The sequence below is a fragment of the Sulfuriferula sp. genome (assembly GCF_054605375.1).
This window is the reverse complement of sequence record NZ_JBTSEG010000035.1, coordinates 1-23,070: the sequence shown is the minus strand read 5'-3', so window position 1 is coordinate 23,070 and position 23,070 is coordinate 1. Positions and strand designations below refer to the sequence as shown.

The following is a 23,070-nucleotide window of genomic DNA, read 5'->3' as shown; positions in this document are numbered from 1 at the left end:
TCGGACAGGCCCCACAGGCCAGTGAGTTTGGCCTGCATGAGATACTGCTGTACTGCCGCCAGCTCGTGGCTGAGGGCGCGTGACAGATACCCGCTCAATCGTGGATCAGCATACATCGACATGGCACTGTGCCTCAGGCAATCGCCTTAGCTGATATCGCCGTCACGCCCGCCCATACCGGCATCAGGCGAGTTGGGCAGGATGTTTTCGACTTCATTGTGCACACGGGCAATGATGTGCGCTGCCACCAGTCCGTCGCCCACGCGTTCGCACGCATCGGCACCGGCGCGCACGGCTGCATTCACCGCGCCCGTTTCACCACGAACCAGTACGGTCACGTAGCCGCCGCCCACAAACTGGCGGCCTACCAGACGCACTTCCGCTGCCTTGGTCATCGCGTCTGCCGCTTCAATTGCCGGAACCAGGCCACGGGTTTCAATCATACCCAGTGCAATTCCGCTTACGTTTGCCATTTCAAAACTCCTTCTTGATCTCGGTTAATTTCGTGTCTGCCTTACGCTTCCGGGCTGGGCAGGATGTTTTCGACTTCATTGTGCACACGGGCAATGATGTGCGCTGCCACCAGTCCGTCGCCCACGCGTTCGCACGCATCGGCACCGGCGCGCACGGCTGCATTCACCGCGCCCGTTTCACCACGAACCAGTACGGTCACGTAGCCGCCGCCCACAAACTGGCGGCCTACCAGACGCACTTCCGCTGCCTTGGTCATCGCGTCTGCCGCTTCAATTGCCGGAACCAGGCCACGGGTTTCAATCATACCCAGTGCAATTCCGCTTACGTTTGCCATTTCAAAACTCCTTCTTGATCTCGGTTAATTTCGTGTCTGCCTTACGCTTCCGGGCTGGGCAGGATGTTTTCGACTTCATTGTGCACACGGGCAATGATGTGCGCTGCCACCAGTCCGTCGCCCACGCGTTCGCACGCATCGGCACCGGCGCGCACGGCTGCATTCACCGCGCCCGTTTCACCACGAACCAGTACGGTCACGTAGCCGCCGCCCACAAACTGGCGGCCTACCAGACGCACTTCCGCTGCCTTGGTCATCGCGTCTGCCGCTTCAATTGCCGGAACCAGGCCTCGGGTTTCAATCATGCCCAGTGCAATTCCGCTTACGTTTGCCATTTCAAAACTCCTTCTCGGTTAAAAAAGCTGCTCAATTGCCGTTACCGGCGTCCCATGCATCAATAATTCCGCAAATCGTCAAGTCGGTCAGGATTGCTCTGTCACCCGTTGCGATGCGTGCCGCCGAACCACCGGTGGTGATCACCCACTTGCCGGGGGGCGCGCCTACCGGGTCGCAAGCCACGCTCAGCTTGCCCTTGACATCTTCCAGCACGCGCAGAGATGAATTCTGCAACCCCGCTACGCGTCGCGTCGCCACCAGTTCCGACACTACACGCATGATCTCCATGTCAGCCCTCCGACCAGTGATCGATAATTCCGACGATGGTCAGATCACTCGGATAATCCTTGCTGCCCGCCGCTTCACGCGCGGCAGACGAGCCCACGCAGATCACCCAGTCTCCCGCTATACACCCCACGGCATCGACCGCTACCTGACGCGGTCCACCCACTTTTTCCCGCACAACGAGCAGCGGGCGATGCCCCAAATCCTTGATGCGATTGGTCGAAACCAGCGTTTTCTCTACTTGGCAAATCTTCATTACCGCTCTCCTGTGCCAATTTATGGCGTTTCCGCCTCAACCCGTTCTATCGGGCTGCCCGGACGCTTGTCTTGCACGGTCATGCCACAAATCAGCAGACCTTTCTGGCTCAGTGACGTATAACGCGATTCAATGGCCGCCTTGACCCGGCGGCAACGCTCTACCGTGCGCTCGCGGCCACCCGGTACCCGACTGTCGTAGCGATAGTGAATCGCCACGGGCGCAGGCAAGCCGTGCTTGATATTCAGCTTGCCAAAAATCTTGATTCCTACATCCATGTCTGGCGCGCCTTCTTCCACTGTGTACAGGTGGGCAAAGTACGCCAGATTACGCAACTGGAACTCCTCGAAACCGTCACCCACGCTGATGAAGCGTTCGGCATGACCGATGTCGGCATAACGGCCGCCCTGGTAACTGCATACGTAGTCGATCTGAGACAGGTTGTTGATCAGCAGCGTGGCAATCAAACGCCGCATTCCTTCGTGTGGCTCACCCTCTCCACCGCCCCAGCCACCCATTGCGCTGGCTGCCTGGATTGCCTGGTAGATCTTAAGCCGCGCCGCACTCGGATCATTATTGGCGCTGCTTTGATACAACTCCATATTGTCGATGAAGCGGTGCAGACTCATTTCGCCTTTGGCGTCGGGGATATGTACCTTGATCGCGTCGGTATCGGTATCCACGCCGATCAACAAGGTGTCCACCGATGCGCCGCAGCAAAAACTGTTTTCTATGGCCTGGCGAAACTCGCCCAGTCGCTTCAGTCCCGCCTCAGCTGCCCGGGTCACATTGCTGCAATGGGCGGCACAGCCTTCGTGCGTCGGATCCGAGCTGCTCCAGTGATACACCACCACCTTCAGATAACGGGTGCCGGCGTCGGCCGTAACCGGCCGCCCTTCGCGAAACCGCATCAGTTCGGTTTCAATCCAGCGTTTGACATTGGCGTCCACATCGAACATCGCACCAGCGTAGGCTTTGCGACTGCGCACCGCACCATCCGGCAGGCGCAGGATATAACGCACCAGCCCCTTGAGACGGCCATCCGAGCAGGGCGAGAGATCCACTGCGTGGTAGCCGCTATCCAGAAAAAATGCGACTGCTTCATCGGTACCACGATGCGGGTTGTTTAGCTCCGCTTGAGCAGCCATGAGACCCACGGTTTGCATGACACATTCGCCATACAAGGCACGCATGTCCAGATCAGCTATCCAGGCATCGGCCAGAATCTGCGCAGGCAGTTCGAACCCCAGTTGTTCACGCGCAATCTGTTGCGCACGGTCACTGAAATCCACCTCGTGCTGTAGCCCTGCTATACGTTTGAGCACGGGTACAATGGCATCGAAGCGCCCCTTTACACTTAATTCGTGCGCCAGCAGACGCTGATTTTCTTCCTGATTGGCGAGTGGATGGCGGCGCAGCCGCCCGTTTTCCACCAGACAGTTGGCGTTACACTCAATCGAGGTCTGCGCTGCGCTGCCATACAAGGCCTGCCCGTGTCGTGCCGGCAGCACACCCGCAGGCGTACCCAAGCCATAAGGCGGGCGTCTTGCTGCGGGCTGCAGGCCGGGATTGCGCCCGGGTCGGTTTCTCGTATTCATTGCGTGTGCGGCCTGTTGAGGTTAGTAAAAGACGCTGCGTCAACCGCGCGCGCCACCGGAGTAAGTAATCGCGGAACCTTTGGCATCATTACCGCTGCTGCCGGTAATGCGGCTTATCGGCAGGTCCGGCTTTTCACGGTCCTTGAGTTGCGCCGCCCCTACCATCAGACTGCGCTGCTCGCCACGAAAGGTGGGGTTGCGGCGTGTTGCATCACCTTCGGTACCCGTGACGCTTTCATTGCGCCGCCAGGCTGCCCCGGTAATCGCAAATCCACCCTCACGTCCGTCGCCAGTCAGACGGCTCCGCATGTCGTCGCCCACAGGCGCCGGGGCTCGTGCCGCCATCTGCTGCGAGGTACCTTCCTGATGGCGAAATTCAGGCGTACCCGATACCAGTCCGGCGGCCAGATTTACCGGACCGGTAATCCGGCCGACTGCACCATACGCCGTGCCTGTAATCCGGCTCAAGTTACTATCCTGTGCGGTGCGTGACGGCGTGGCGATACTGAACTCCCCCCGCAGTGGCGCAGGCTCCGGCGCTGCCGCCATTCGCGGAGCATCCATCGCAGCACGGCTGAGAGGATGCGGATTGCTGTTGGCACCGCGCTGTGACACACGCTGATACGTACCGGCATAAGGTGTGCCGCTCAATACCTGGTTCTCGCCACGTTCTGCACCGGTCACCTTGCTGCCGTTTTCACTGCGTGCGGCGCGCAACGCCAATCCTGCCTGCGCGCTACGGCTGACCATCAGGGCACGGGAAGCCTGTTGTTGTGAGGCATCGTTCAAGCCGGCGCGCGGATCCGTATTGATATATTCGGTACCGGAAATCATCTGCGTGCCGCCCTGCTCACCGCCGGTCACTTTGCCGCTTTGCTCGACCATGGTGCCGGATACCTGCTGATCATGGCGGGTGCGCATCAGTCCGACTTTTTCAGGCAGCGCCTGCGGCGCGTGATTGCAGGCTTGATACTGGGCCAGACCATTGGACTCGGTACCGGTCACTGCGGCGCACGCCCCACGCTCTGCGCCGGTAATGAGTTCACTCGACGCAACGTCCGTGCCGGTCACCGCTTGTTGCTTGACCGTGCTCATCACGCTGACTTTATGCGGCGCGTTGTTGCCGCTGCGGCAGGCACTGCCTGCCTGATCCTGTGCATACTGGCTGCCGGTGAGCTTGCTGCTGCAGCTGCCCGGCTCATCCCCCGTCACTTTCGGGTTGCGCCCGACGAGCGTGCCGCTTACCGGTAGCCCGGCCTGGGTCGATGCCAGATTTACCTTGGCAGGTGCGACCAGCGGTTTGGCCGCACAGAACGATTCAAACTTGTCCGCGCTCAGATATTCGGTACCGGTCACCGGCTTGCATGTACCCGCTTCGCCACCTGTCATCCGTTCACTGCGATCCAGGCCTGCGCCACTGACGCGCTGGCCGCGACCTGTATTGCTGATGCTGACCTTGGCCGCCGCCGGGGCGGGCATGACCGGACACAAAACCTCGTATTGCTCGGCACCGATGTACTCCGTGCCGGTAATGACGCGGCAGCTGCCCGGCTCGTTACCGGTCACTTTCCCGGTGCGTTCGACCTGGGTGCCTGTCACGCTGGTGCCAGTCAAGGTCGTACCCACTTCCACCTTGCCCGGCGCCTGGGGACGTACCCGCCCAGCCGGCCGCGATGCCTGGCTGTCTCCACGCCCTTCGTTGGACAAGGCGGCACGTCGCGCGCGTGCCGCATCGCGCCCGCTCATGCCCATGGACTTGCCGTTGCTGCGCTGCGCAGATGCAGCCGTTCTGGACGCTGACTTGACGGCGGTTTTGCCCTGGCTCGCCAGCGCACTGCGCCGCGCCTGGCACAGCTTGCGTACTGCCGAAGCCGCCGAGCCAGCCGGCGCAACCGGTTCGCTCTCCACCAGATTGCATACGGCGTCGAGCGTCTGCTCGGTTTCGATCTTGCTGTCGTCGAGCTTGTTTTTGCCTTTGCAACCACAACCGCAGTCTGCCGCCTCTGCCAATGCCGCCGGTTCAGCCGCCTGCACCGTTGCCGGGCGCACAGCCGGCGCACTCGTCTTGCCCTGAGCCAGCGCAGCCCGGCCGCCTTGCGACAGCGCTTCGCGACGCGCACGTGACAGCGACTTGCCGGACAGACCGCCTGGCGCCATAACAGCGGGCGTTGGCGCAGCAGGCTGCACATCCACTGCCGCCGGTGTCGGGCGGGAAGCCGTTGCCGGACGTGCTGCCGACTGTGGTGGTTTTGCCGCCAGCGCGGTACGTCCGTTTTGCGACAATGCCTGGCGTCGCGCCAAGGCCGCCGCGCGCGCGGAACGAGGTGTTGCTGCTGTGTTTGCAATCGCATCACTCATGCTTTTATCCTTCCGTGTTCAACTCGACCCTGATAGGGTCACCAACTGAATGACCTATCAACTAGCAGGTACTACCCGCGGAATACCACGAACGAGCTGCCCTGGCTCTGCGAGTAATTGTCATAACCGATCAGGCGGACGTGATGACCCGGATGCGCACGCTTGCATGCCTCCAGTTCGGCAATGATGGCGTCGACCGACTCTTCGCCAAACATCGGCAATTTCCACATGTACCAGTAGTAAGCAGCTGCGCGAGCCGGTTCTACATGCTCGATTCCCGGGTTCCAGCCTTGGCTGACCATATACGCAATCTGGCGACGGGTTTTTTCCGGAGTCAGGGGGGGCAGATACGAGAATGTTTCGTACTTTGGAGTCGAGATGTAATCCTGAATATCAGACATTGCTATTCCTTTCTTGAGTCGCCGACCGGCCAGCCGGCACGGTCGGCACAAATTAAATCTGCGCGATTAAGCCATCGAAAATTAACGGTTCACGACGTCCAGTTTGTCCACCGTGTCAAACTCGAACTTGATCTCTTTCCAGGTTTCCATGGCGATCTTGAGTTCCGGACTGTCTTTGGCTGCGTTGGTGAGGATTTCCTTGCCTTCGCGCTCCAGCTCACGCCCTTCGTTACGCGCTTCCACACAAGCCTCAAGTGCCACACGGTTGGCAGCTGCACCTGCCGCGTTGCCCCATGGGTGACCCAGCGTACCGCCACCGAACTGCAATACCGAGTCATCACCAAAGATGTTGACCAGTGCCGGCATGTGCCATACGTGAATACCACCAGAAGCAACCGGGAAAACGCCTGGCATTGAGCCCCAATCCTGGTCAAACATGATTCCGCGTGAACGATCCTCAGGTATGAATGATTCGCGCATCAAATCTATCCAGCCCAGTGTTGCGGCGCGGTCGCCTTCCAGCTTGCCCACGACCGTGCCGGAGTGCAGGTGGTCACCACCGGACAGACGCAGAATCTTGGTCAACACACGGAAGTGAATACCGTGGTGCGGATTGCGATCGAGCACGGCATGCATCGCACGGTGGATGTGCAACAACATCCCGTTCTTGCGGCACCAGTTAGCCAGACTCGTGTTGGCAGTAAATCCACCCGTTATGTAGTCATGCATAATGATGGGTGCGCCGAGTTCCTTGGCATACTCAGCACGCTCCATCATGTCTTCAAAGGTGGGGGCCGTAACGTTCAGGTAATGACCTTTGCGTTCACCGGTTTCGGCCTGTGCTGTGAGTGTTGCATCCTGCACAAACAGGAAGCGATCGCGCCAGCGCATGAATGGCTGGCTGTTAACGTTTTCGTCGTCCTTGGTGAAATCCAGACCACCGCGCAAGCATTCATACACCGCACGACCGTAGTTCTTCGCGGACAGACCCAGCTTCGGCTTGATGGTGCAGCCCAGCATAGGACGGCCATACTTGTTCATTTTGTCGCGCTCGACCTGAATACCGTGGGGGGGACCGCCGCAGGTCTTAACGTAAGCAATCGGGAAGCGCACGTCTTCCAGACGCAGGGCGCGGATGGCCTTGAAGCCGAATACGTTGCCGACCAGAGAAGTGAAGACGTTGACCACGGAGCCTTCTTCGAACAAGTCGATCGGGTAAGCCACAAACGCGTAGAAGCAGGTGTCATCACCTGGCACATCTTCGATGCGATAGGCGCGGCCTTTGTAGTAATCCAGATCGGTCAACAGGTCAGTCCAGACTGTGGTCCAGGTACCGGTCGATGACTCCGCAGCCACGGCAGCGGCCGCTTCTTCACGATCCACACCGGCTTGCGGAGTAATCTTGAAGCACGCAAGGATGTCGGTATCCAGCGGTGCGTATTCCGGCATCCAGTAAGTCTGGCGATACTCCTTGACACCCGCATTAAATTTTTTGACGCTCATCACACTCTCCTTTAAGCAACACTTAAAAAATGACGCACTTCTCACGAGGCAACTCTCAAACACCGACCTCCGGCCATATAGATTCAGCCCGACTCCAGCAGTGGTCCCACTATAAATAAACCAGAACATAATTTAAAATGAATAATAATTATGAAATACATTAAGCTTACCGAATGGATCCCGTGCCATTCTCGACACCCTAGGGGACAGACATGAATTTCACACTCAGACAACTCCGTTTATTTGAAGCCGTGGCACGCAACTCCAGCTACACCCGGGCTGCAGAAGAAATGCATCTGACGCAGCCAGCTGTTTCCACCCAGGTCAAGCAGCTGGAAGAGGATGTCGGCATGGCCTTGTTCGAGCACATGGGCAGAAAAATTTTTCTCACCGAAGCCGGACGCGAGATGTATCAATTCAGCCGTTCCATTGCGGAAAAATTCGACGACATCAGCATGGTTCTGGACGAAATGAAAGGTGTGAAACACGGCACCCTCAATATTTCAGTGACCAGCACGGCAAAATATTTCGCGCCCTATCTGCTTGCCGAATTTTGTCGCCTGCATGCCGGTATCACCGTCAATCTGGACGTGACTAACCGCGCTACGCTATTGCGGCAACTTGCCGACAACTTGCCCGACATGGCGATCATGGGGACACCCCCAAATGGACTGGACCTGGAAGCCGACTCGTTCATGAGCAACCCGCTGGTGGTCATCGCACCGCCCAACCATCCGCTGGCCCATGTTGGCCGCATCTCGCTGCACAGGCTGATGCAGGAGCCCTTTATCCAGCGCGAACAAGGCTCCGGCACACGCAACGCCATCGAACGCTTCATGCAGCAACGCGGCCTGAGCATGATAACCACCATGGAAATGAGCCGTAACGAGGCCATCAAGCATGCCGTCATGGCGGGGCTGGGCCTGGGCATGGTGTCGATCCACACACTGGAGCTGGAGCTGGCGTTGGGTCGATTGGCAATACTGGATGTGGAAGGCTTTCCCATCGTCAAGGACTGGTATTTGGTGCACCGTACTGGCAAACGTTTTTCAGGAGCAGCGGCAGCTTTCAAGGATTTTGTGCTGCAGGAAAGCAGTCGCTTCATAAAAATCCCGCAAACCGAAGCCGACGCATAAACGCACTGCCGGCGCGCTGCATTTAGCCCTGGAACTTGACCAGACGGCTAACCTGAATATCGGATACGAAAATCACACCGGTATGTTCGTTAAAAAACGGCGCGAAGCCTTCCAGTATGGGCTCAACCAGCTCTTCCGATACGGCGGTAATGATCATGATCAACACTGAGTCTTCATTGAACATCACGTGCCCCTCATGAAAACCGTGGCTACCTTTTCCTGACAGCTTATTGACGATGGTATAGCCGGTCACGCCAGCACGTTCCAGCAAGTCGGTGGCAAACGCCTGATGCTCACCCTCCAGAATAATTTCGAGTTTTTTTAGCGTACTCAGATTCAGGTTATTCATGCTTCAATCACTCCCGGTGGGTTCGAGAACAAACGCGTCAGGCAAGTCCACTTGTTGCCATGCGCCGTGGTCATAAAGATGTACTGCGAGGGTTTCAGGATCGAGCACCAACATGCGTATCCAGCCATTCTGCACCAGGCGTTTGATGGTAACGACGCCTTCTATCGCGCTGCGGGCGTGTTCAAAAGGTGCCTCAATGAGCGTAATCAGTCGCAGCGGCTCATGATAAGGATGGCCATCCTTGAGCACGGTTTGCGCCGGCAAGCCGGTACGCAGGTCGCTCAGATTGCCGGTCATCACGCCAAAGCGACCGGCGATATTGTGATATGCCTTGTTGCCGCTGCCATAACGCTCATTGTCGACCGTAGAAAAATAATGTTCCATGTTGATCCATTGCCCGACCACCAGGGGGCCGGTCAGGATGGACTCCAGCAAACGCCGCTTGGGATCGACGCGCCAGTCGTAGGAATTCAGAAAGGCACGGCCTGCCAACCCGGCACGCTGGGTGAGCTGCCGCCGCCCTATGACGAAATAGGCATTACGCGACAGCCCCCATTCGGGTCGTGCCTGTGACCAGTCGCTGGCATTGCGCCGCGCCAGGCGGCACGATGCATTGGCGTCCGGAGGTACACTGATGTCGCTCGGAACCAGCGTCGCCATGCGCTCCTGTGCGCACAAGCGGGACGCCGCCTTCAGCCCTTTGTGCAAACGGTCGATGTAAATCAGAGCCGCGGGCGGAATCAGCTCGCGGTCCAGAATGGTGATTTCGTCAGTCGTCGTATTGTGCAACGCGGCCACAAAATACACGTCGGCAGGGATATCCAGCCCCTGCTCGCGCAAGCGCCGCCGCACTTCCGGCTTATTGGCCATTTGCGCCATTGTACGTGCGTTAAAAATACCTGAATTGCCACCACAGGCGCCGCAATCAAGGGCAGATTCATACGGATTATTCTCAGACTCACTGCCGTGCCCGACCAACAACACAAAACGGGAAAAATGCTCAACCAGTCCGATGGAGCGCAGCGCCTGCCCGAGCAATTGCGCCTGTTCGTTACTGGTAAAGCCAATCCGCCCCAGGCGTTCGAATTGCAACCGCGAAAACTGCCGGTTGATGCGATAGGCGTCGCGCAGCCGCGTAACAAAGGTGTTGCACGCAGCCAGTTCCAGATCCAGCTGATGTGCCAATTCATCGCTCGGCAACTGTTTTGTGAGCGCCGTTTCCCGCAACTGACGCACCAAGTCGTCGGTAATGCGTTCGGGCGGCAGGCCCAATTCGTGTTCTACCGCCTTGACAATGACGGCACGCTGTACCGCACGCAGGATGGAATCCGCCTGCTCACGGCCTAGCTTGTCGAGCAGCAGGCGCGTCATCGGCTTGGCGGGAAACATTTTGCGACGCCAGCGGTTGTATGCCAATGGCGCAATAGTCTTGCCTATCATGTCGAAACCGAACAGCAGTCCGATGACCTCCACCGCCGCAAACGGCGCTAGCACCGAGTTTTTCAGCTCATGCAAGGCGTGTTCAAATACGCCCACCACAGATTCGTCAATAGGGCCGCTGGCGTTCATTTCCAGCACCAGATTTTTGGGTGTGACCACAGCCGGACACAAATGCGTTTCGCTGCCTTTGCCAAGCTCCAGCATACTTATTGGCACACCAAAGAAACCAGCAATGCCATAGGTCTGATAATCGCCTATGTGCTCCAGTTGACGCCGGATGCGTTCGGAACGGGTATCGATGCAAAACAGCGCCTGCGCAAACGGACGTTTGTCACGCGGTGTTGGCGGGGTGACATCAACGTCGCGCAACAACACCTGCATCGCTCGTGCCTCCATGGCGCGCAACCACAGCATTCCCTCGGCCTGCTCGAATGCCTCGACCGTGGCGAGCAAACTGTCCAGCGCCTCGACTGATAACGACGTCAAGCAAAAAGTGGCCGACGCCTGCGTGCCCCAATCATGCAGACGCTGCCCTAACAACATCGCCTCATCAGCACGTTTACGCTCGACATAAGTGGTAAACACGCGGCTGATAATCGGCTGCTTGCCACGCAGTATGGCGTCTTCCACCTGGGCTGCCAGTTGCGGCACCACATTACCGCTATAGAACTCATACCGCAGGAAAGCTTCCGCAGTGTGTGCGTCTATGAACTGCGCCAATTCTGGCGCACTGCCGGGCACCTTCGAACCGGTTTCCTCTTTAAGCAAAGCCAGTCCAAGCGCCAGCCGTACTGCCAGGAAATCAACCATGTCAGCCGGATAATGCTGACCCCAGTAGTAATGTTGGGCGTTTGAGCGCCAGCGGATGAAACCGGCCCAGCCATGCAAGCGCGCCAGCTCGCGCGAAAAATACTCCGCCCAGTGCGCTTCCGGCACGGCAAGCGTATCCATGGCGTAGGAAATCCCGCCTTCCGGCGTACTCGATTGCGCCAGTATTTGGCTGATATTCACGCCGCGCAAAAAAAGTCTGACGTTGCGCCGGGACAATTCACGCCAGGCGTTGAATAGCCCCGATTCGCGCCCGGGCATAGTCCAGGCTGACTGGCCTTCGTCAAAGAAATCCAGACAGCTTTTAATCAACAAATCATCCAGTGTCGTGCCAATATGCGTGCCAAATAAGGTATCAACCGCCTCGTATATCGGCCGCGCGCCGCCTAGCTTTTCGTGCAACCAGGCGGCCAATGCAGCCATGTCGACGGGCGCCGCACACTCGGACACCTTGCCATTGAGCGCGTGGTGCACGTCTCGCGTACCGGCCACGAAGCATGCCTGACTCAGCGGCTCAGCAACCTGAGTGAGCAGTGTCATCAGCCAATGCGTCAAATCCACACCCGGCACGCTGCTCCGCGTGGCGACGAAGGCTTGCACCGCCGTCAGCAGACTGGCGCGGTCAATTTTTCCTTCCCGCAAAAAGCGCTGGTACGTCTTGCGCGGCAGAAAACCTTTGCCATGAAAAAGCGCCTGACCCTTTTCTACTGCCTGCGCAAAAGGCAGTTTTTCCAGACCGTGCAAAGGATTATGGTGAATGAAGTTACGCATCGGCCAAAAATACGGAATCGGCTCCCCTGCCACGTATACCATGGCACGAATTTTTAACTTGCGATCAAGCGCCAGGCTCATTTACCACCCTCCCGGAAGTCCCATACTGCTCAGCACCGTGGCGGCACCCACCAGCGTTACCAATCCCAAGCCAAACAGCCACGTGCTACCCACACTCAAATCGGGCGGTGTTTGCGCGCGTGACCACACGCCGGGCAAAAATCCTTGCAGCAATCGCACCCCGGCCCAACTCCACAACAGCCAGACCGTCAATACACCCACCGCAGCCATAAACGACGCCTCTGACAACACCGCAATCAGCGCAAAAAACGAGGGGAACAGCGGTGTCGCAATCGCCGCCAGCACGGCCAGTACCAACACGCCCGCCAACCGTGGCAAACGCTGTACCAGGCCGCAATGCAAGCCACTATAGGCCGCCCCCAGGCGATTTTGGAGCATGGGCACCACGGCGGCCGCGATGATGAAGGAGGCGGAAAAACCCAGGCCTTGCAAACGTAACATCGCCTCGCTGTTGGCATTGACCAACCCAATCCAGAGCAAGGCAAAGGCAGACGCCGCGATGAATGCAATCCATGTGCTGAAATCCCTCAGGCTAAGCATGCGCAGCGCATACAACGCCGCCGTCAACAGCCCCCACCACGCCGCCCACTGAGGCAGCTGCGCATGCGTGGAAAAAGCGATGGACAACCCGATTTGAGGCCAGACAAGCACTATCAGGGCGCGTAGCCACGCCCACGGCACGTATTTGAAAAAGGCTGTCAATACCATGCTGAGCGGAAACAGCGGCAAAAATATCCCTATTGCAAGCAGAATCAGTATTGCCATATCAAATCCACCTCAGATGCAGATTCAAGCGTGCCGACAGTCCAATCAGCCCGCGCCCCAACAGCGCATACACATCCGCTATGTAGAGCTCACGTGAAATCAGCGCGTAAAAATCGAGCCAGCTGCGTTTCGGTTGTTTGCGCCCTTCGTTGTCATAACTGGCCGCACGGTAGGCCAGCGTCCAGCCAAACACGATGACTGCCGTGAGCATGCCAACCAGTATGTAAAACTCGGACTGGCTAATGCCGGCTGCTGCGTAGATGCGTGCGCGGAACTGTGCATCAGGGTACAAAAACAGATCGAATGCATGGCTGATGAAGGTATAGCCGAATACCACCAGGGTCAGCGAGAAAACTGCCAGCGTCACCAGACGCCAAGGCGTTTCGCTGTCCATACGGTGGATGGAAAACAGTAATTGGGCACCTGTGACCCAGCCGAAAAACAGCAGGATAATGGCGCCCTGCTCAATCACAAAGCTGTCTGTCACCAGCCAATGCGCCAAGCCGAACACCAACGCCGGCACCGCCAGGGTGATCGCCGCCATCAATATCCACGGCTGACGATAAGCGGTGGGACGTCGCTCAATCACAAACGTGTAGAGATCATCCTTGGGCACCCCATCGTCCTGACGCGCCTTGCCGATGACGCCGCCAGAACCAAGAAACAGCGTGCCTTTGAACAGTCCATGCGCAATCAGGTGAAAAATAGCGAGCGAAAACGCGCCCACGCCACATTCCATAATCATGAAGCCCATCTGCCCCATGGTCGAATAGCCTAGTGCTTTTTTGATGTCGTTTTGCGACAGCATCAACACCGAGCCGATGACTGCGGTCACCAGGCCGACCAGAAACACCCAGTGCAACACACCGTTGGCTTCGACGAACACCGGCGCAAACCGGTTGATGATAAAGGCCCCGGCGTTGACGATACCGGCATGCATCAGCGCTGACACTGGCGTCGGGCCATCCATTGAATAGGGCAGCCAGGTATGCAGCAAAAACTGCGCGGAACGCGCAAACGCCGCCAGCGCAATCAACCCTGCGGCCGTTTCGTTCAACGGCAAACCAAAGACGGTGAGCGCATCCGGGTGGGCGGTAATCTGCTGAAAAATGTCCGGTAACGACCAGGTGCCGAATGTGCGGTAGAGCAGGATGGCGGCCAACACCATCGGCACATCACCAAAGCGATAGGTGATGAACGTCCAAAAACCATAACGATAGGCTTGCTGACTGCGGCTATTGTGAGAGAGCAGAAAAAACAGCACCACACCTATCAGGTGCCAGCCCACCAGCAAGGTAATCAGATCGCCCGCCGCGATGGTGAGCAGCAACACCCCGGTCATGGCGTCGAGCAGCACGAAAAACCGCCTGTATCCGGGATCCTCGGCCATGTAGCGCACAGAATATACATGCACAATCAAGCTGATGCCGGATATCACCACCGCCATCAATAAGGTCAAAGAATCGAACAGGAGACTGCCCCACACTGGCGCGAGCACGATACGGCTGGCGTCATGGCCGCTCAGCTTGAACGCCAGCAATAACACGGCGAGAACAAAAGTCAGGGTCCCGGCCGCCACACTCAAGGTCACGACACGGCGCCCAAGCTTGTCTGACAGCACCTGCGCCACAAAAGCGGTCAGCAATGGCAGCGCAACCAGCAGTACGATAAATTTATCCATCATTCAGCGCCATCCCCTTGCGTATGTGCGGCAGACAAACTGCCCCGTACCCTGTCCTATGGCAGGCCGTATTTTTTGCAGCTGGATGATTAAAGCAAACGCCGCGTGGTATTTGCCATTGGCAAATAATCTATCAGCGTTTATTTAATCGGGGCAGGGGAAAGGCATGACGCCAGGGTGATGCAACGCTGCTCACTGTAAGAGCGGTCGCTTCGACTCAATCAGATTAGACGCATTCCCGAACATACCCGCCCCTGCGGTACTTTCTGCAGGCAAGTGTATGCTCGAATATTACAAAACAATAATTAATCTTTTTTACAAAATACATTCATAAAAATAGATGTATCACTGGGATACGCCAAACGACGCCCTGATTTGCTTCTATGTTGTTTTTGTTTCCACGCAGCTATCTTCCAGCCATTCGCGCCACACGGCCAGCGCGACCGCCAGAATCAGTGGGCCGATAAACAGGCCGATCAGGCCAAACGTGATCACCCCGCCAAGCACACCGAACATGACCAGCACGAAGGGGATGCGCGTCGCGCCGCTGATGACCAGCGGGCGGATCAGGTTATCGACCCAGCTGACGACCAGCGCGCCCCATAAAAACAGACCGATGGCCTGGGCGTGCTGACCATTCATATAAAGCCAGATCGACAGGCTACCCCACACAAACGGTGTGCCGAAGGGAATCAGAGCGATACTTGCGGTCAATACCGCCATGGACAGTGGCGAAGCTACTCCAGCCACCCAATAGCCCAGCCCGGCCAGCGCACCCTGCGCCAGCGCAGTAAGCACGATGCCATAGAGCACGGCACGGGTAGTGATGCCGATGGCATCGAAATAGCCGTCGATACGCACGCCAATCATGTCATTGAGTACCTTCCGCAGCTGCCCCAGCGCGCGTTCTCCGTCGCGATACAGAAAAAACAGCGTCAGCAGGGCAAAGCCGAACTTGACCAGATTCCGTCCCACGCCGCCCAGCACACCTACCATCTCGCCACGGAAACCCGCCAGAAAATGCTGCAATTGCTGTTTGATGGCGGCCGGATCGGCGTTCGCACGTGCCACCCAGTCCTGCAACTCGCCGCCCACCCAAGGCAGTTGCACCGCCCAACCAGGCAGGCGCAAATCACCACGCAGCAACCGGTCGGTGATCTGATGCACGCCTTGCATGAATTCACCCTGCAACAGCGCCGCAAAACCGAGCAGAGGCATAATCAACAGCAACGCAACCAGCAGGGTCATCAGCAACGCGGCGAGATTGGCGTGCCCGCCCAGGCTGCGGCGTAGCCAGGCGAACAGTGGCCAGGTGGTGTACGCAAGGATGCTCGCCCACGCCATGGCAGCGAGGAACGGGCTGAGCACGCTATATACGCCCAATCCCAGCCCGGCCAGGAACAGGCCCAGCATGATGCGGCGCGCGAATGGATTGTTACTCAACTCATGCATGAGAGCCGGTCCATATCAATTGCATCAACGCAATGGCATGCGTCACGTTGTACACTTTACCGTAGCCGGGTTTTTCCATCAGCACGCCTTGCGCCAATAGTGCCTTGAGTTCCGCATAGCCAATGTGGAATCAGGCGCCTTGGCGCGCCAGTCCCAGCAAAAGCAGTTAAGCCCGCCCACAAAATCGTATCATTCCATGCGTTTATGGCGTGTGGCGACCAGACTGGCGAGCACGCTCGCGCCAATCAGCACTACGACCACAAACAACGACGCCTGCACCGGCACGTGGTACCAGGGAGCAATCAGCATTTTGCCGCCGATGAAGCACAACACCAGCGCCAAGCCATATTTAAGCAGATGAAAGCGATGCGCCACGTCTGCCAGCAAAAAGTACAGCGCGCGTAGCCCCATGATGGCAAAAATGTTCGAGGTGAACACGATGAACGGATCGGTGGTAATGGCAAAAATTGCCGGAATCGAATCCACAGCAAACACCACATCGGTGGTTTCGATCAGAATCAGCACCAGAAACAGCGGCGTGAAATAACGCGTGCCATTCTGAACCACACTGAATTTTTCGCCATGCTCGCCCGTACTGATGCGCAGGTGGCGACGGGCAAATTTCAGCACCGGGTTCTGTTCCAGATCGGGTGTTTTTTCTGCCATCACCAGCATCCGGATACCCGTCACCAGCAGGAACGCACCAAACAGGTACAACACCCAGCTGAACTCGCGCACCACCCATGCACCCGCCAGAATCATCACCGCACGAAGCAGAATGGCGCCCAGTACGCCGTAAATCAGCACCCGGCGCTGGTAGGCCGGATTGACCTGAAACGCGGCAAAAATCAGTAGAAAAACGAATACATTGTCGACCGACAGAGACTTTTCGATGAGATAGCCGGTGAGAAATTCGAGCGCCTTCTTGTCTGCAATCTCTGCGCCCAACGTGCCGTTGAGGTACCACCACACGCCTGCATTGAAGATCAGCGCCATGCACAACCACGCCAGTGACCATAGTGCGGCCTCCTTGACGCCGACCGCGTGGGCTTTTCTACCGCCGAGGACGAACAGATCAAGCGCCAGCATCACCAGCACAAAACCAATGAAGGCAGCCCACATCCAGGGTTCAGCGATCGATACAGCCGGGTTCATATTCAATCCGGTCTCAGCGCGCGCCCTGCAGGGCGGCAATCCGCTCTTCCAGCGGCGGATGGGTCATGAACAGACGCTTCAGGCCGCTTCCTACGCCGCCCGCGATACCGAACGCGGCCATTTTTTCCGGCAATGGCCCGGCGTGTACCTGCTGCAGGCGCTGCAATGCAGCGATCATGTTCTGCCGTCCGGCCAACGTCGCCCCACCGCTATCCGCACTAAATTCGCGCCGCCGCGAGAACCACATGACGATGATCGATGCCAGTACGCCCAGCACCAACTCGGCGATAATCATGGTGACAAAAAATGCCGGGCCGGTGCCGCGTTCGGTCTTGAATACGACTTTATCCACCAGATAGCCGATGACACGCGACAGGAACATCACAAAAGTATTCACCACCCCCTGTATCAGCGCCAGCGTCACCATGTCGCCGTTGGCAACGTGGGATATTTCATGTCCCAGCACCGCTTCGGCCTCCTCCTTGCTCATGGATTGCAGCAGACCGGTGGAAACCGCCACCAGCGCGTTGTTCTTGTTCATGCCGGTGGCAAATGCGTTCACTTCCGGCGAATCGTAGATCGCCACTTCGGGCATACCAATACCGGCTTGCTGAGCTTGTCGACGCACCGTGCCCACCAGCCAGATTTCGGCAGGCGTGCGTGGATTCTCGATGGCTACCGCACCCACCGAGCGTTTGGCGGTCCACTTGGAAATCGCCAGTGAAATGAACGACCCGCCCATCCCAAATACAACCGCAAAAATCAACAGCGAACCCAGATTCAGGCCCTGCGCCGTGAGATAGGGTTCTACACCCAGCACGCGCAGGGTAACGGACAACACCAGCACAATGGCAAAATTGGTGGCGAGGAACAGAACAATGCGCTTCATGACAATTCCTTTTGTTGCAACGATGGGACCGCCTTGATTTGTTAGCCACCCGCGCCATGCTTTTTAGGCCCACCCAAACGATCCATGACAGCGAACATCACGCCGGTCACCACAAACGTCAAGTGGATGCCCATCTTCCAGGCCATCTGTTCGTTAGTATGCATGCTCACGGTCACAAACGCCTTGAGTAGCTCGATCCCCGAAATGGCGATGATGGAGCCGATCAGTTTCATTTTCAGGTCGGCGAAATCCACATGCCCCATCCAGTCCGGGCGGTCTTCATGGTCGCCTACATCGATTTTGGAAACAAAGTTTTCGTAGCCGGCAAAAATGATAATAATGAGCAGGTTCGCTACCAGCACCAGATCCACCAACGACAGTACACCCACGACGACGCTGCCTTCACCTTGCATTGCCATGGGAATCAGATGCAGGAATTCCACGCCGAAATACCACAGCAATACCACAATAGCACCCACCAGCCCAAGATAAAACGGGGCCAGCAGCCAGCGACTGGCAAACATCAAGCGTTCAAGGAAAAGTTCTATGGCTTTCATTCGGCATCCGTTATTGACATTGAATCAGTGTCCTGCCGCGATCCGGGCTATCCCGTTTCAGGTGAAACTCATGGGGCATATACTGCCCCATGAGAACAGGCTCTGGAATGCGATCTGTTTATTCGTCGCTATTCATGAAGCCGAGCAAATGCAGCAGACTGGTGAACAGATTGAAAATGCTGACGAACAGCGTGACGGTGGCCATGATGTAATTGGTCTCGCCGCCATGAATGATATTGCTGGTTTCATACAGAATCAGGCCGGACATCAGTAATACAAAAATCGCTGAAACTGCGAGCGACAGCGCCGGCATCTCGAAAAATATAGCGGCAAGGCTGGCGACGAAACCAACGATGATGCCTACCATCAAGAAACCGCCCATGTAATTGAAATTTTTACGCGTGGCCAATGCGTAACCTGACAGCCCCAGGAAAATTGCGGCCGTCAGTCCCATGGCCGTGGCTACTGTCTGCCCGCCATTAGGCAAGCCCAGGTAATGGCTGACGATAGGCCCCAGGGTGTAGCCCATGAAGCCGGTCAGCGCGAATACGAATCCGATGCCTGCGGCGCTATCACGGAATTTCGAGGTAAGGAAAAGCAAGCCAAAGTAACCAACCAGCGTTACGATCATGCCAGGGTGTGGCAGATTCAGTGCCATCGCCCCCATTGCGCTCAGTGCAGCAAATAATAGCGTTGCCGAGAGCAGCATATACGTATTGCGGATGACCTTATTTGCAGAAATTGCACTGTTACCTGCGGTCGATGCGGCGTTAATGGAATGCAGCGAGTTCATGTTGCGCCCTCCTAATTGGCTTGATGACCACTGTAGTCTATATTGCGCCAACCATCATTAATATTCGAATATAATTTAACAAACATTCGAAAAAATGGAGTATTTATGAGTGCACTGAATTATAAGCACCTGCATTATTTCTGGGTTGTCGCCAAAGCTGGCGGCGTTGGCAAGGCCGCCGCGCGCCTGCATTTGACCCCCCAATCAATTAGTGGCCAGCTGGGCGTGTTGGAGGAAGCGCTCTCCATCCAGTTATTCCGCCGCACCGGACGCACACTGGAATTAACCGAGGCGGGCCGTCTGGTATTGAGTTATGCGGAGGAAATCTTTGTATTGGGAGAGGAACTACAGGAAGCGCTGCGTCACCATCCGGTCAGCCGCACCATACAGTTTCGCGTAGGTATCGCCGATATGGTGGCCAAATCCGTCGCCTATCAGTTGCTCGAACCCGCTATGCGGATCGCGGAAAAACCCCGCTTGCAGTGCCGTGAAGGACGGCTGGACAGCCTGTTGGGTGATCTGGCGGTGCACCGCCTGGACATTGTCATTGCCGACCGCCCCATGCCCTCCAAATTCAACGTCAAAGGGTTCAGTCATTTATTAGGCGAATGCGGGTTAAGTTTTCTGGCAGCGCCAAGTCTGGCAGCCAGCCATAAAGGAATTTTTCCACAGTTGCTCGACGGTGCGCCCTTATTATTGCCCGGGGAAGACGCTGCCGTACGCCCGAAACTAATGCGCTGGCTGGATAAGCTGCGCATTCACCCGTTCATCGCCGGGGAATTTGACGACAGCGCCTTGCTGAATGCCTTTGGCCAGGAAGGCGCGGGTATTTACGCGGTACCCAGCACAATTTCGGATTTGATCCAGAAACAGACGGGTAGCGTATTAGTAGGGCAAACCGGCCAGGTGACCGAGCAATTTTACGCGATCTCCACCGAACGTCGGCTCACGCACCCGGCAGTACTGGCAATCAGCCAGGCGGCGCGCCAGGAGATGTTTGGTGACCTCTCCGGCAGCGCTAGCGAGTAAGCCCCGCATACAGGATGGGCAATTTTTCCGGCAACCGTTCAACATGATCCACCACCATGTAGTTACGCGCACCAAAAATACGGGATACATACTGATCGGCATGGGGATCAAGACTCATGCAATAGGTCGTCATGCCTTTTTTGGCAACTTCCTCCACCGCCTTCTTGGCATCAAAGCGCAGGTATTGCGGGTCGCGCACATCCACGTCAGCGGGTTCGCCATCGGTGATCACCAGCAACAGCTTTTTGGATGATCGCTGTTGTTCCAGGTAATGTCCGGCATGGCGAATGGCTGCCCCCATGCGCGTGGAGAGTTGGCCGGTCATGCCCGCCAGCTTGCTCTTGGGGACTTCGTTATAGGGCTGGTCGAAATCCTTGTAGCGGTAGTATTCCACGTCGTGACGGCCATCTGAGCAGAAACCATGGATAGCAAACGGATCCCCGATCTTGTTGATGGCGTCCGCCAGCAACACCGTGGCCTGACGGGTCAAATCCAGCACCGAGAAATCCTGTCCGGCCACCTTCTCGTTGGTGGATTCAGATAGATCCAGCAGCACCATCACTGAAATGTCGCGCACTTTACGTACCGAGCGCATCATGATGCGCGGATCGGGCTGATTGCCCATGCGCATATCGATCATGGCAGCGATGGCTGCATTAATATCCACTTCATCGCCGTCTTCAAGCTTGCGAATGCGCTGTACGCCTTGCGGCTGCATTGCGTCGAGCAGAAACTTCATGCGCTGGATTTCACGCTTGTATTGCGCGGCAATGTCATTGATGATTTGCATGTCGCCCACTTTGGCGCGCTTCTCCATCACGGTCGCCCAGCTCGGGCGTTCCAGCTGAATCTGGTAATCCCATTCCGAATAATGATATGGCGCGGATACGGGTTCTTTGCCTTCCATATCGTTATACGACACGCCTGTATCTTCATAGGGAAACAACTCGCTGCCCAACACCCATATTTCCTGTGCATCGTCACCCGCCAATTCGCAGTCGATCTCATTCACGAAGTCCATCAAGCTGACATTCTTGCGTACTTGCTGGATGGTGTCGTAACCGGCTCCTGCCGCCTTATTGAAATCAAATTCCTCGAATTCCCAGAAATAGCGGTTGTCGTCCCTGTAAACGGCGCTAAGCACATCGGTGCGCGCCTGATAAGGTATGCGCAGCTGGCTCAGTTCGTGCGTAAGGGTGACGCCGATATCCCATGACATCTGATTATCGGTGAGTCTGTTCTGTTCGGCAGCGAATAGTTCACGGGCATGACTGATGATTGGATGGTCATCCTGATATGTCGCGTCCAGCAGCGCACGGGCGATGCGATTGAGATAATCGCCAAAGGTCTTTGATTGTGCGGGGGTTGCCGTATGCAACTGTGACCACAGATGCCCGATGCCGGGAAAGGCGTTAATCGCGAGACGTTCTACCCGAGCGTCTTCAATCACACTGATGACTGCCATTTGCATCGGGTTCAGGCTCTCGGCCGAAATCGGTATCGTCGTGTACACGATGTGGGCTGCGCAGTGCGCCGCAGTCGCACGGTACAGTTCGAGGCCGGTCGTACGAGCTACCTCACTGCCATCTTGCGCACGCACGACAAAATCGTCGAATGCATCAGGTAGATGCATCAGATAATCTTCAATGTAAGGCCGGTAACCATCACGTTTTTCGAAGTCACCGGAGGTGGGGCGCATGAAAAAATCACGCCCCCACAAGGCACGCAAATACATGTTGATGCGACGCTGCACATCCACGAACAATGTGCCTTTGCGTTCCTGCTGCAGAATGGCTTTGGATTCCAGCGTTTGTAAACCGAAGTATTTGATCTGCTCTTCGTAATTGGTTCGGTGCGCCTGCGCCCCCCAGGTGGCCCAGCGTCGCAAGCCGCCCAGTGTAAGCTGACCAAACAGGGTATCGAGATTTTCCAGCATGGGCTTTACCCCGCGTGGCGCACTACCCAACATTACGTTAAGTAACTGCAGATACTTGCTGAATAACTCGGCATCACCCAGACGCTCAGCCGCCGTAGGCGCTGTGGCCAGCACCAGTTCGATCACGGTGCCGCTGGTTTTGGACGCCATCATCATGGCGCTGTGCACAAGCTCGGGAATCACATCCTCCCCCATGCTGCGTGCAATGGTGGGGGCATTCTGGATATAGGTCGCCACCAGATCGCAACCGCGACCCAGCCCCCGCAAGGATTTGGCGCCCTCAAGGTAATGATCCAGACCGGCCGGACTGAATACGCGCACAGCCTCGTGCCAGGCCGATTGCAAAATCAGACGCGAGCTTTCCGAGAGTTCGCCCAGCGTATCTTCGTAGTCTTCCAGATTAATGGACATGGCTATACCTTAATGATTGCCACAGGGTTCCGGAGAATCCACTCACGTGCGCTAACGCGCGTCGAATTACTTCCGCATTCTCCGTCCGCTGTGATTTCTAGAGCTAAATTGCTTCTTTACAGGTCCTTAAAAGAACGTGCTGACTGCCGCATCCAGCGCATCGCGCATGTCCGGGTCATCCGTAATCGGGCGCACCAAGGCCATACGACAGGCGGCAGTCGGCTCCACGTCCTTGGCGATCAGGCTGCCTGC

22 protein-coding genes are annotated in these 23,070 nt (G+C 56.9%); 2 read left to right on the top strand and 20 right to left on the bottom strand.

The features are described from left to right. Positions 1–146: 146 nt before the first annotated feature. The 9 genes from ACYCZJ_RS14595 to ACYCZJ_RS14555 all read right to left on the bottom strand — a co-directional run bounded on the left by ACYCZJ_RS14595 (position 147) and on the right by ACYCZJ_RS14555 (position 7,545). A complete protein-coding gene (locus ACYCZJ_RS14595) occupies positions 147–473 on the bottom strand; it encodes a BMC domain-containing protein (RefSeq protein WP_461554962.1) in 327 nt (108 codons plus the stop codon). Positions 474–514: 41 nt separating this feature from the next. Then, positions 515–808 (bottom strand): BMC domain-containing protein, encoded by a 294-nt coding sequence (locus ACYCZJ_RS14590; protein WP_461554961.1) that lies wholly within the window; start codon positions 806–808, stop codon positions 515–517. A gap of 41 nt (positions 809–849) precedes the next feature. Beyond that, complete coding sequence (locus ACYCZJ_RS14585; RefSeq protein WP_461554961.1) at positions 850–1,143, bottom strand: BMC domain-containing protein; 294 nt, start codon at positions 1,141–1,143, stop codon at positions 850–852. 31 nt (positions 1,144–1,174) lie between these two features. Further along, positions 1,175–1,432, bottom strand: a complete 258-nt coding sequence (locus ACYCZJ_RS14580) for a carboxysome peptide B (RefSeq protein WP_461554960.1) — start codon at positions 1,430–1,432, stop codon at positions 1,175–1,177. Between the two features lies 1 nt (position 1,433). Continuing rightward, positions 1,434–1,685, bottom strand: a complete 252-nt coding sequence (locus ACYCZJ_RS14575) for a carboxysome peptide A (protein ID WP_124706452.1) — start codon at positions 1,683–1,685, stop codon at positions 1,434–1,436. A gap of 20 nt (positions 1,686–1,705) precedes the next feature. Beyond that, positions 1,706–3,283 carry a carboxysome shell carbonic anhydrase gene (locus ACYCZJ_RS14570; RefSeq protein WP_461554959.1) on the bottom strand — a complete coding sequence of 526 codons (1,578 nt, stop codon included), beginning with the start codon at positions 3,281–3,283 and terminating at the stop codon, positions 1,706–1,708. A gap of 39 nt (positions 3,284–3,322) precedes the next feature. Then, entirely contained in the window at positions 3,323–5,641 is a 2,319-nt protein-coding gene (locus tag ACYCZJ_RS14565) for a CsoS2 family carboxysome shell protein (protein ID WP_461554958.1), read from the bottom strand. Positions 5,642–5,712: 71 nt separating this feature from the next. Beyond that, positions 5,713–6,042 (bottom strand): ribulose bisphosphate carboxylase small subunit, encoded by a 330-nt coding sequence (locus ACYCZJ_RS14560; RefSeq protein ID WP_461554957.1) that lies wholly within the window; start codon positions 6,040–6,042, stop codon positions 5,713–5,715. A gap of 81 nt (positions 6,043–6,123) precedes the next feature. Further along, a complete protein-coding gene (locus tag ACYCZJ_RS14555) occupies positions 6,124–7,545 on the bottom strand; it encodes a form I ribulose bisphosphate carboxylase large subunit (protein WP_461554956.1) in 1,422 nt (473 codons plus the stop codon). Positions 7,546–7,757: 212 nt separating this feature from the next. Between ACYCZJ_RS14555 and ACYCZJ_RS14550 the strand changes: the two genes are divergently transcribed. Then, on the top strand, positions 7,758–8,681 hold the full coding sequence (locus tag ACYCZJ_RS14550; protein WP_461554955.1) for a LysR family transcriptional regulator: 924 nt from the start codon (positions 7,758–7,760) through the stop codon (positions 8,679–8,681). Between the two features lie 22 nt (positions 8,682–8,703). Here the strand turns inward: ACYCZJ_RS14550 and ACYCZJ_RS14545 are convergent, their stop codons facing one another. The 9 genes from ACYCZJ_RS14545 to ACYCZJ_RS14505 all read right to left on the bottom strand — a co-directional run bounded on the left by ACYCZJ_RS14545 (position 8,704) and on the right by ACYCZJ_RS14505 (position 19,442). Next, a complete protein-coding gene (locus ACYCZJ_RS14545) occupies positions 8,704–9,030 on the bottom strand; it encodes a P-II family nitrogen regulator (RefSeq protein WP_461554954.1) in 327 nt (108 codons plus the stop codon). A 3-nt stretch (positions 9,031–9,033) separates the two neighbouring features. Next, on the bottom strand, positions 9,034–12,150 hold the full coding sequence (locus tag ACYCZJ_RS14540; protein WP_461554953.1) for a DUF2309 domain-containing protein: 3,117 nt from the start codon (positions 12,148–12,150) through the stop codon (positions 9,034–9,036). After that, positions 12,151–12,915 (bottom strand): hypothetical protein, encoded by a 765-nt coding sequence (locus ACYCZJ_RS14535; RefSeq protein WP_461554952.1) that lies wholly within the window; start codon positions 12,913–12,915, stop codon positions 12,151–12,153. A 1-nt stretch (position 12,916) separates the two neighbouring features. Further along, positions 12,917–14,599 carry an NADH-quinone oxidoreductase subunit 5 family protein gene (locus ACYCZJ_RS14530; protein ID WP_461554951.1) on the bottom strand — a complete coding sequence of 561 codons (1,683 nt, stop codon included), beginning with the start codon at positions 14,597–14,599 and terminating at the stop codon, positions 12,917–12,919. A 378-nt stretch (positions 14,600–14,977) separates the two neighbouring features. Continuing rightward, positions 14,978–16,048 (bottom strand): AI-2E family transporter, encoded by a 1,071-nt coding sequence (locus tag ACYCZJ_RS14525; protein ID WP_461554950.1) that lies wholly within the window; start codon positions 16,046–16,048, stop codon positions 14,978–14,980. A gap of 189 nt (positions 16,049–16,237) precedes the next feature. Next, the gene (locus tag ACYCZJ_RS14520; RefSeq protein ID WP_461554949.1) at positions 16,238–17,203 is read right to left on the bottom strand and encodes a TerC family protein; all 966 of its coding nucleotides are present in this window, start codon (positions 17,201–17,203) and stop codon (positions 16,238–16,240) included. Positions 17,204–17,216: 13 nt separating this feature from the next. Further along, positions 17,217–18,092: a protease HtpX gene (htpX, locus tag ACYCZJ_RS14515; RefSeq protein ID WP_461554948.1), complete on the bottom strand. Its 876-nt coding sequence runs from the start codon at positions 18,090–18,092 to the stop codon at positions 17,217–17,219. Between the two features lie 41 nt (positions 18,093–18,133). Continuing rightward, positions 18,134–18,649 carry a TIGR00645 family protein gene (locus tag ACYCZJ_RS14510; RefSeq protein ID WP_461554947.1) on the bottom strand — a complete coding sequence of 172 codons (516 nt, stop codon included), beginning with the start codon at positions 18,647–18,649 and terminating at the stop codon, positions 18,134–18,136. 118 nt (positions 18,650–18,767) lie between these two features. After that, a complete protein-coding gene (locus ACYCZJ_RS14505) occupies positions 18,768–19,442 on the bottom strand; it encodes a Bax inhibitor-1/YccA family protein (protein WP_461554946.1) in 675 nt (224 codons plus the stop codon). 105 nt (positions 19,443–19,547) lie between these two features. Here ACYCZJ_RS14505 and nhaR point away from each other — a divergent pair, with 105 nt between their 5' ends. Next, a complete protein-coding gene (gene nhaR, locus ACYCZJ_RS14500) occupies positions 19,548–20,471 on the top strand; it encodes a transcriptional activator NhaR (protein WP_461554945.1) in 924 nt (307 codons plus the stop codon). Here nhaR and ACYCZJ_RS14495 read toward each other — a convergent pair. After that, positions 20,461–22,818: a nitric oxide reductase activation protein NorD gene (locus ACYCZJ_RS14495; RefSeq protein ID WP_461554944.1), complete on the bottom strand. Its 2,358-nt coding sequence runs from the start codon at positions 22,816–22,818 to the stop codon at positions 20,461–20,463. The genes nhaR and ACYCZJ_RS14495 overlap by 11 nt on opposite strands. A 126-nt stretch (positions 22,819–22,944) precedes the next feature. Further along, positions 22,945–23,070 (bottom strand): CbbQ/NirQ/NorQ domain-containing protein (locus ACYCZJ_RS14490; protein ID WP_461554370.1); only part of this gene is annotated, 126 nt, incomplete at its 5' end.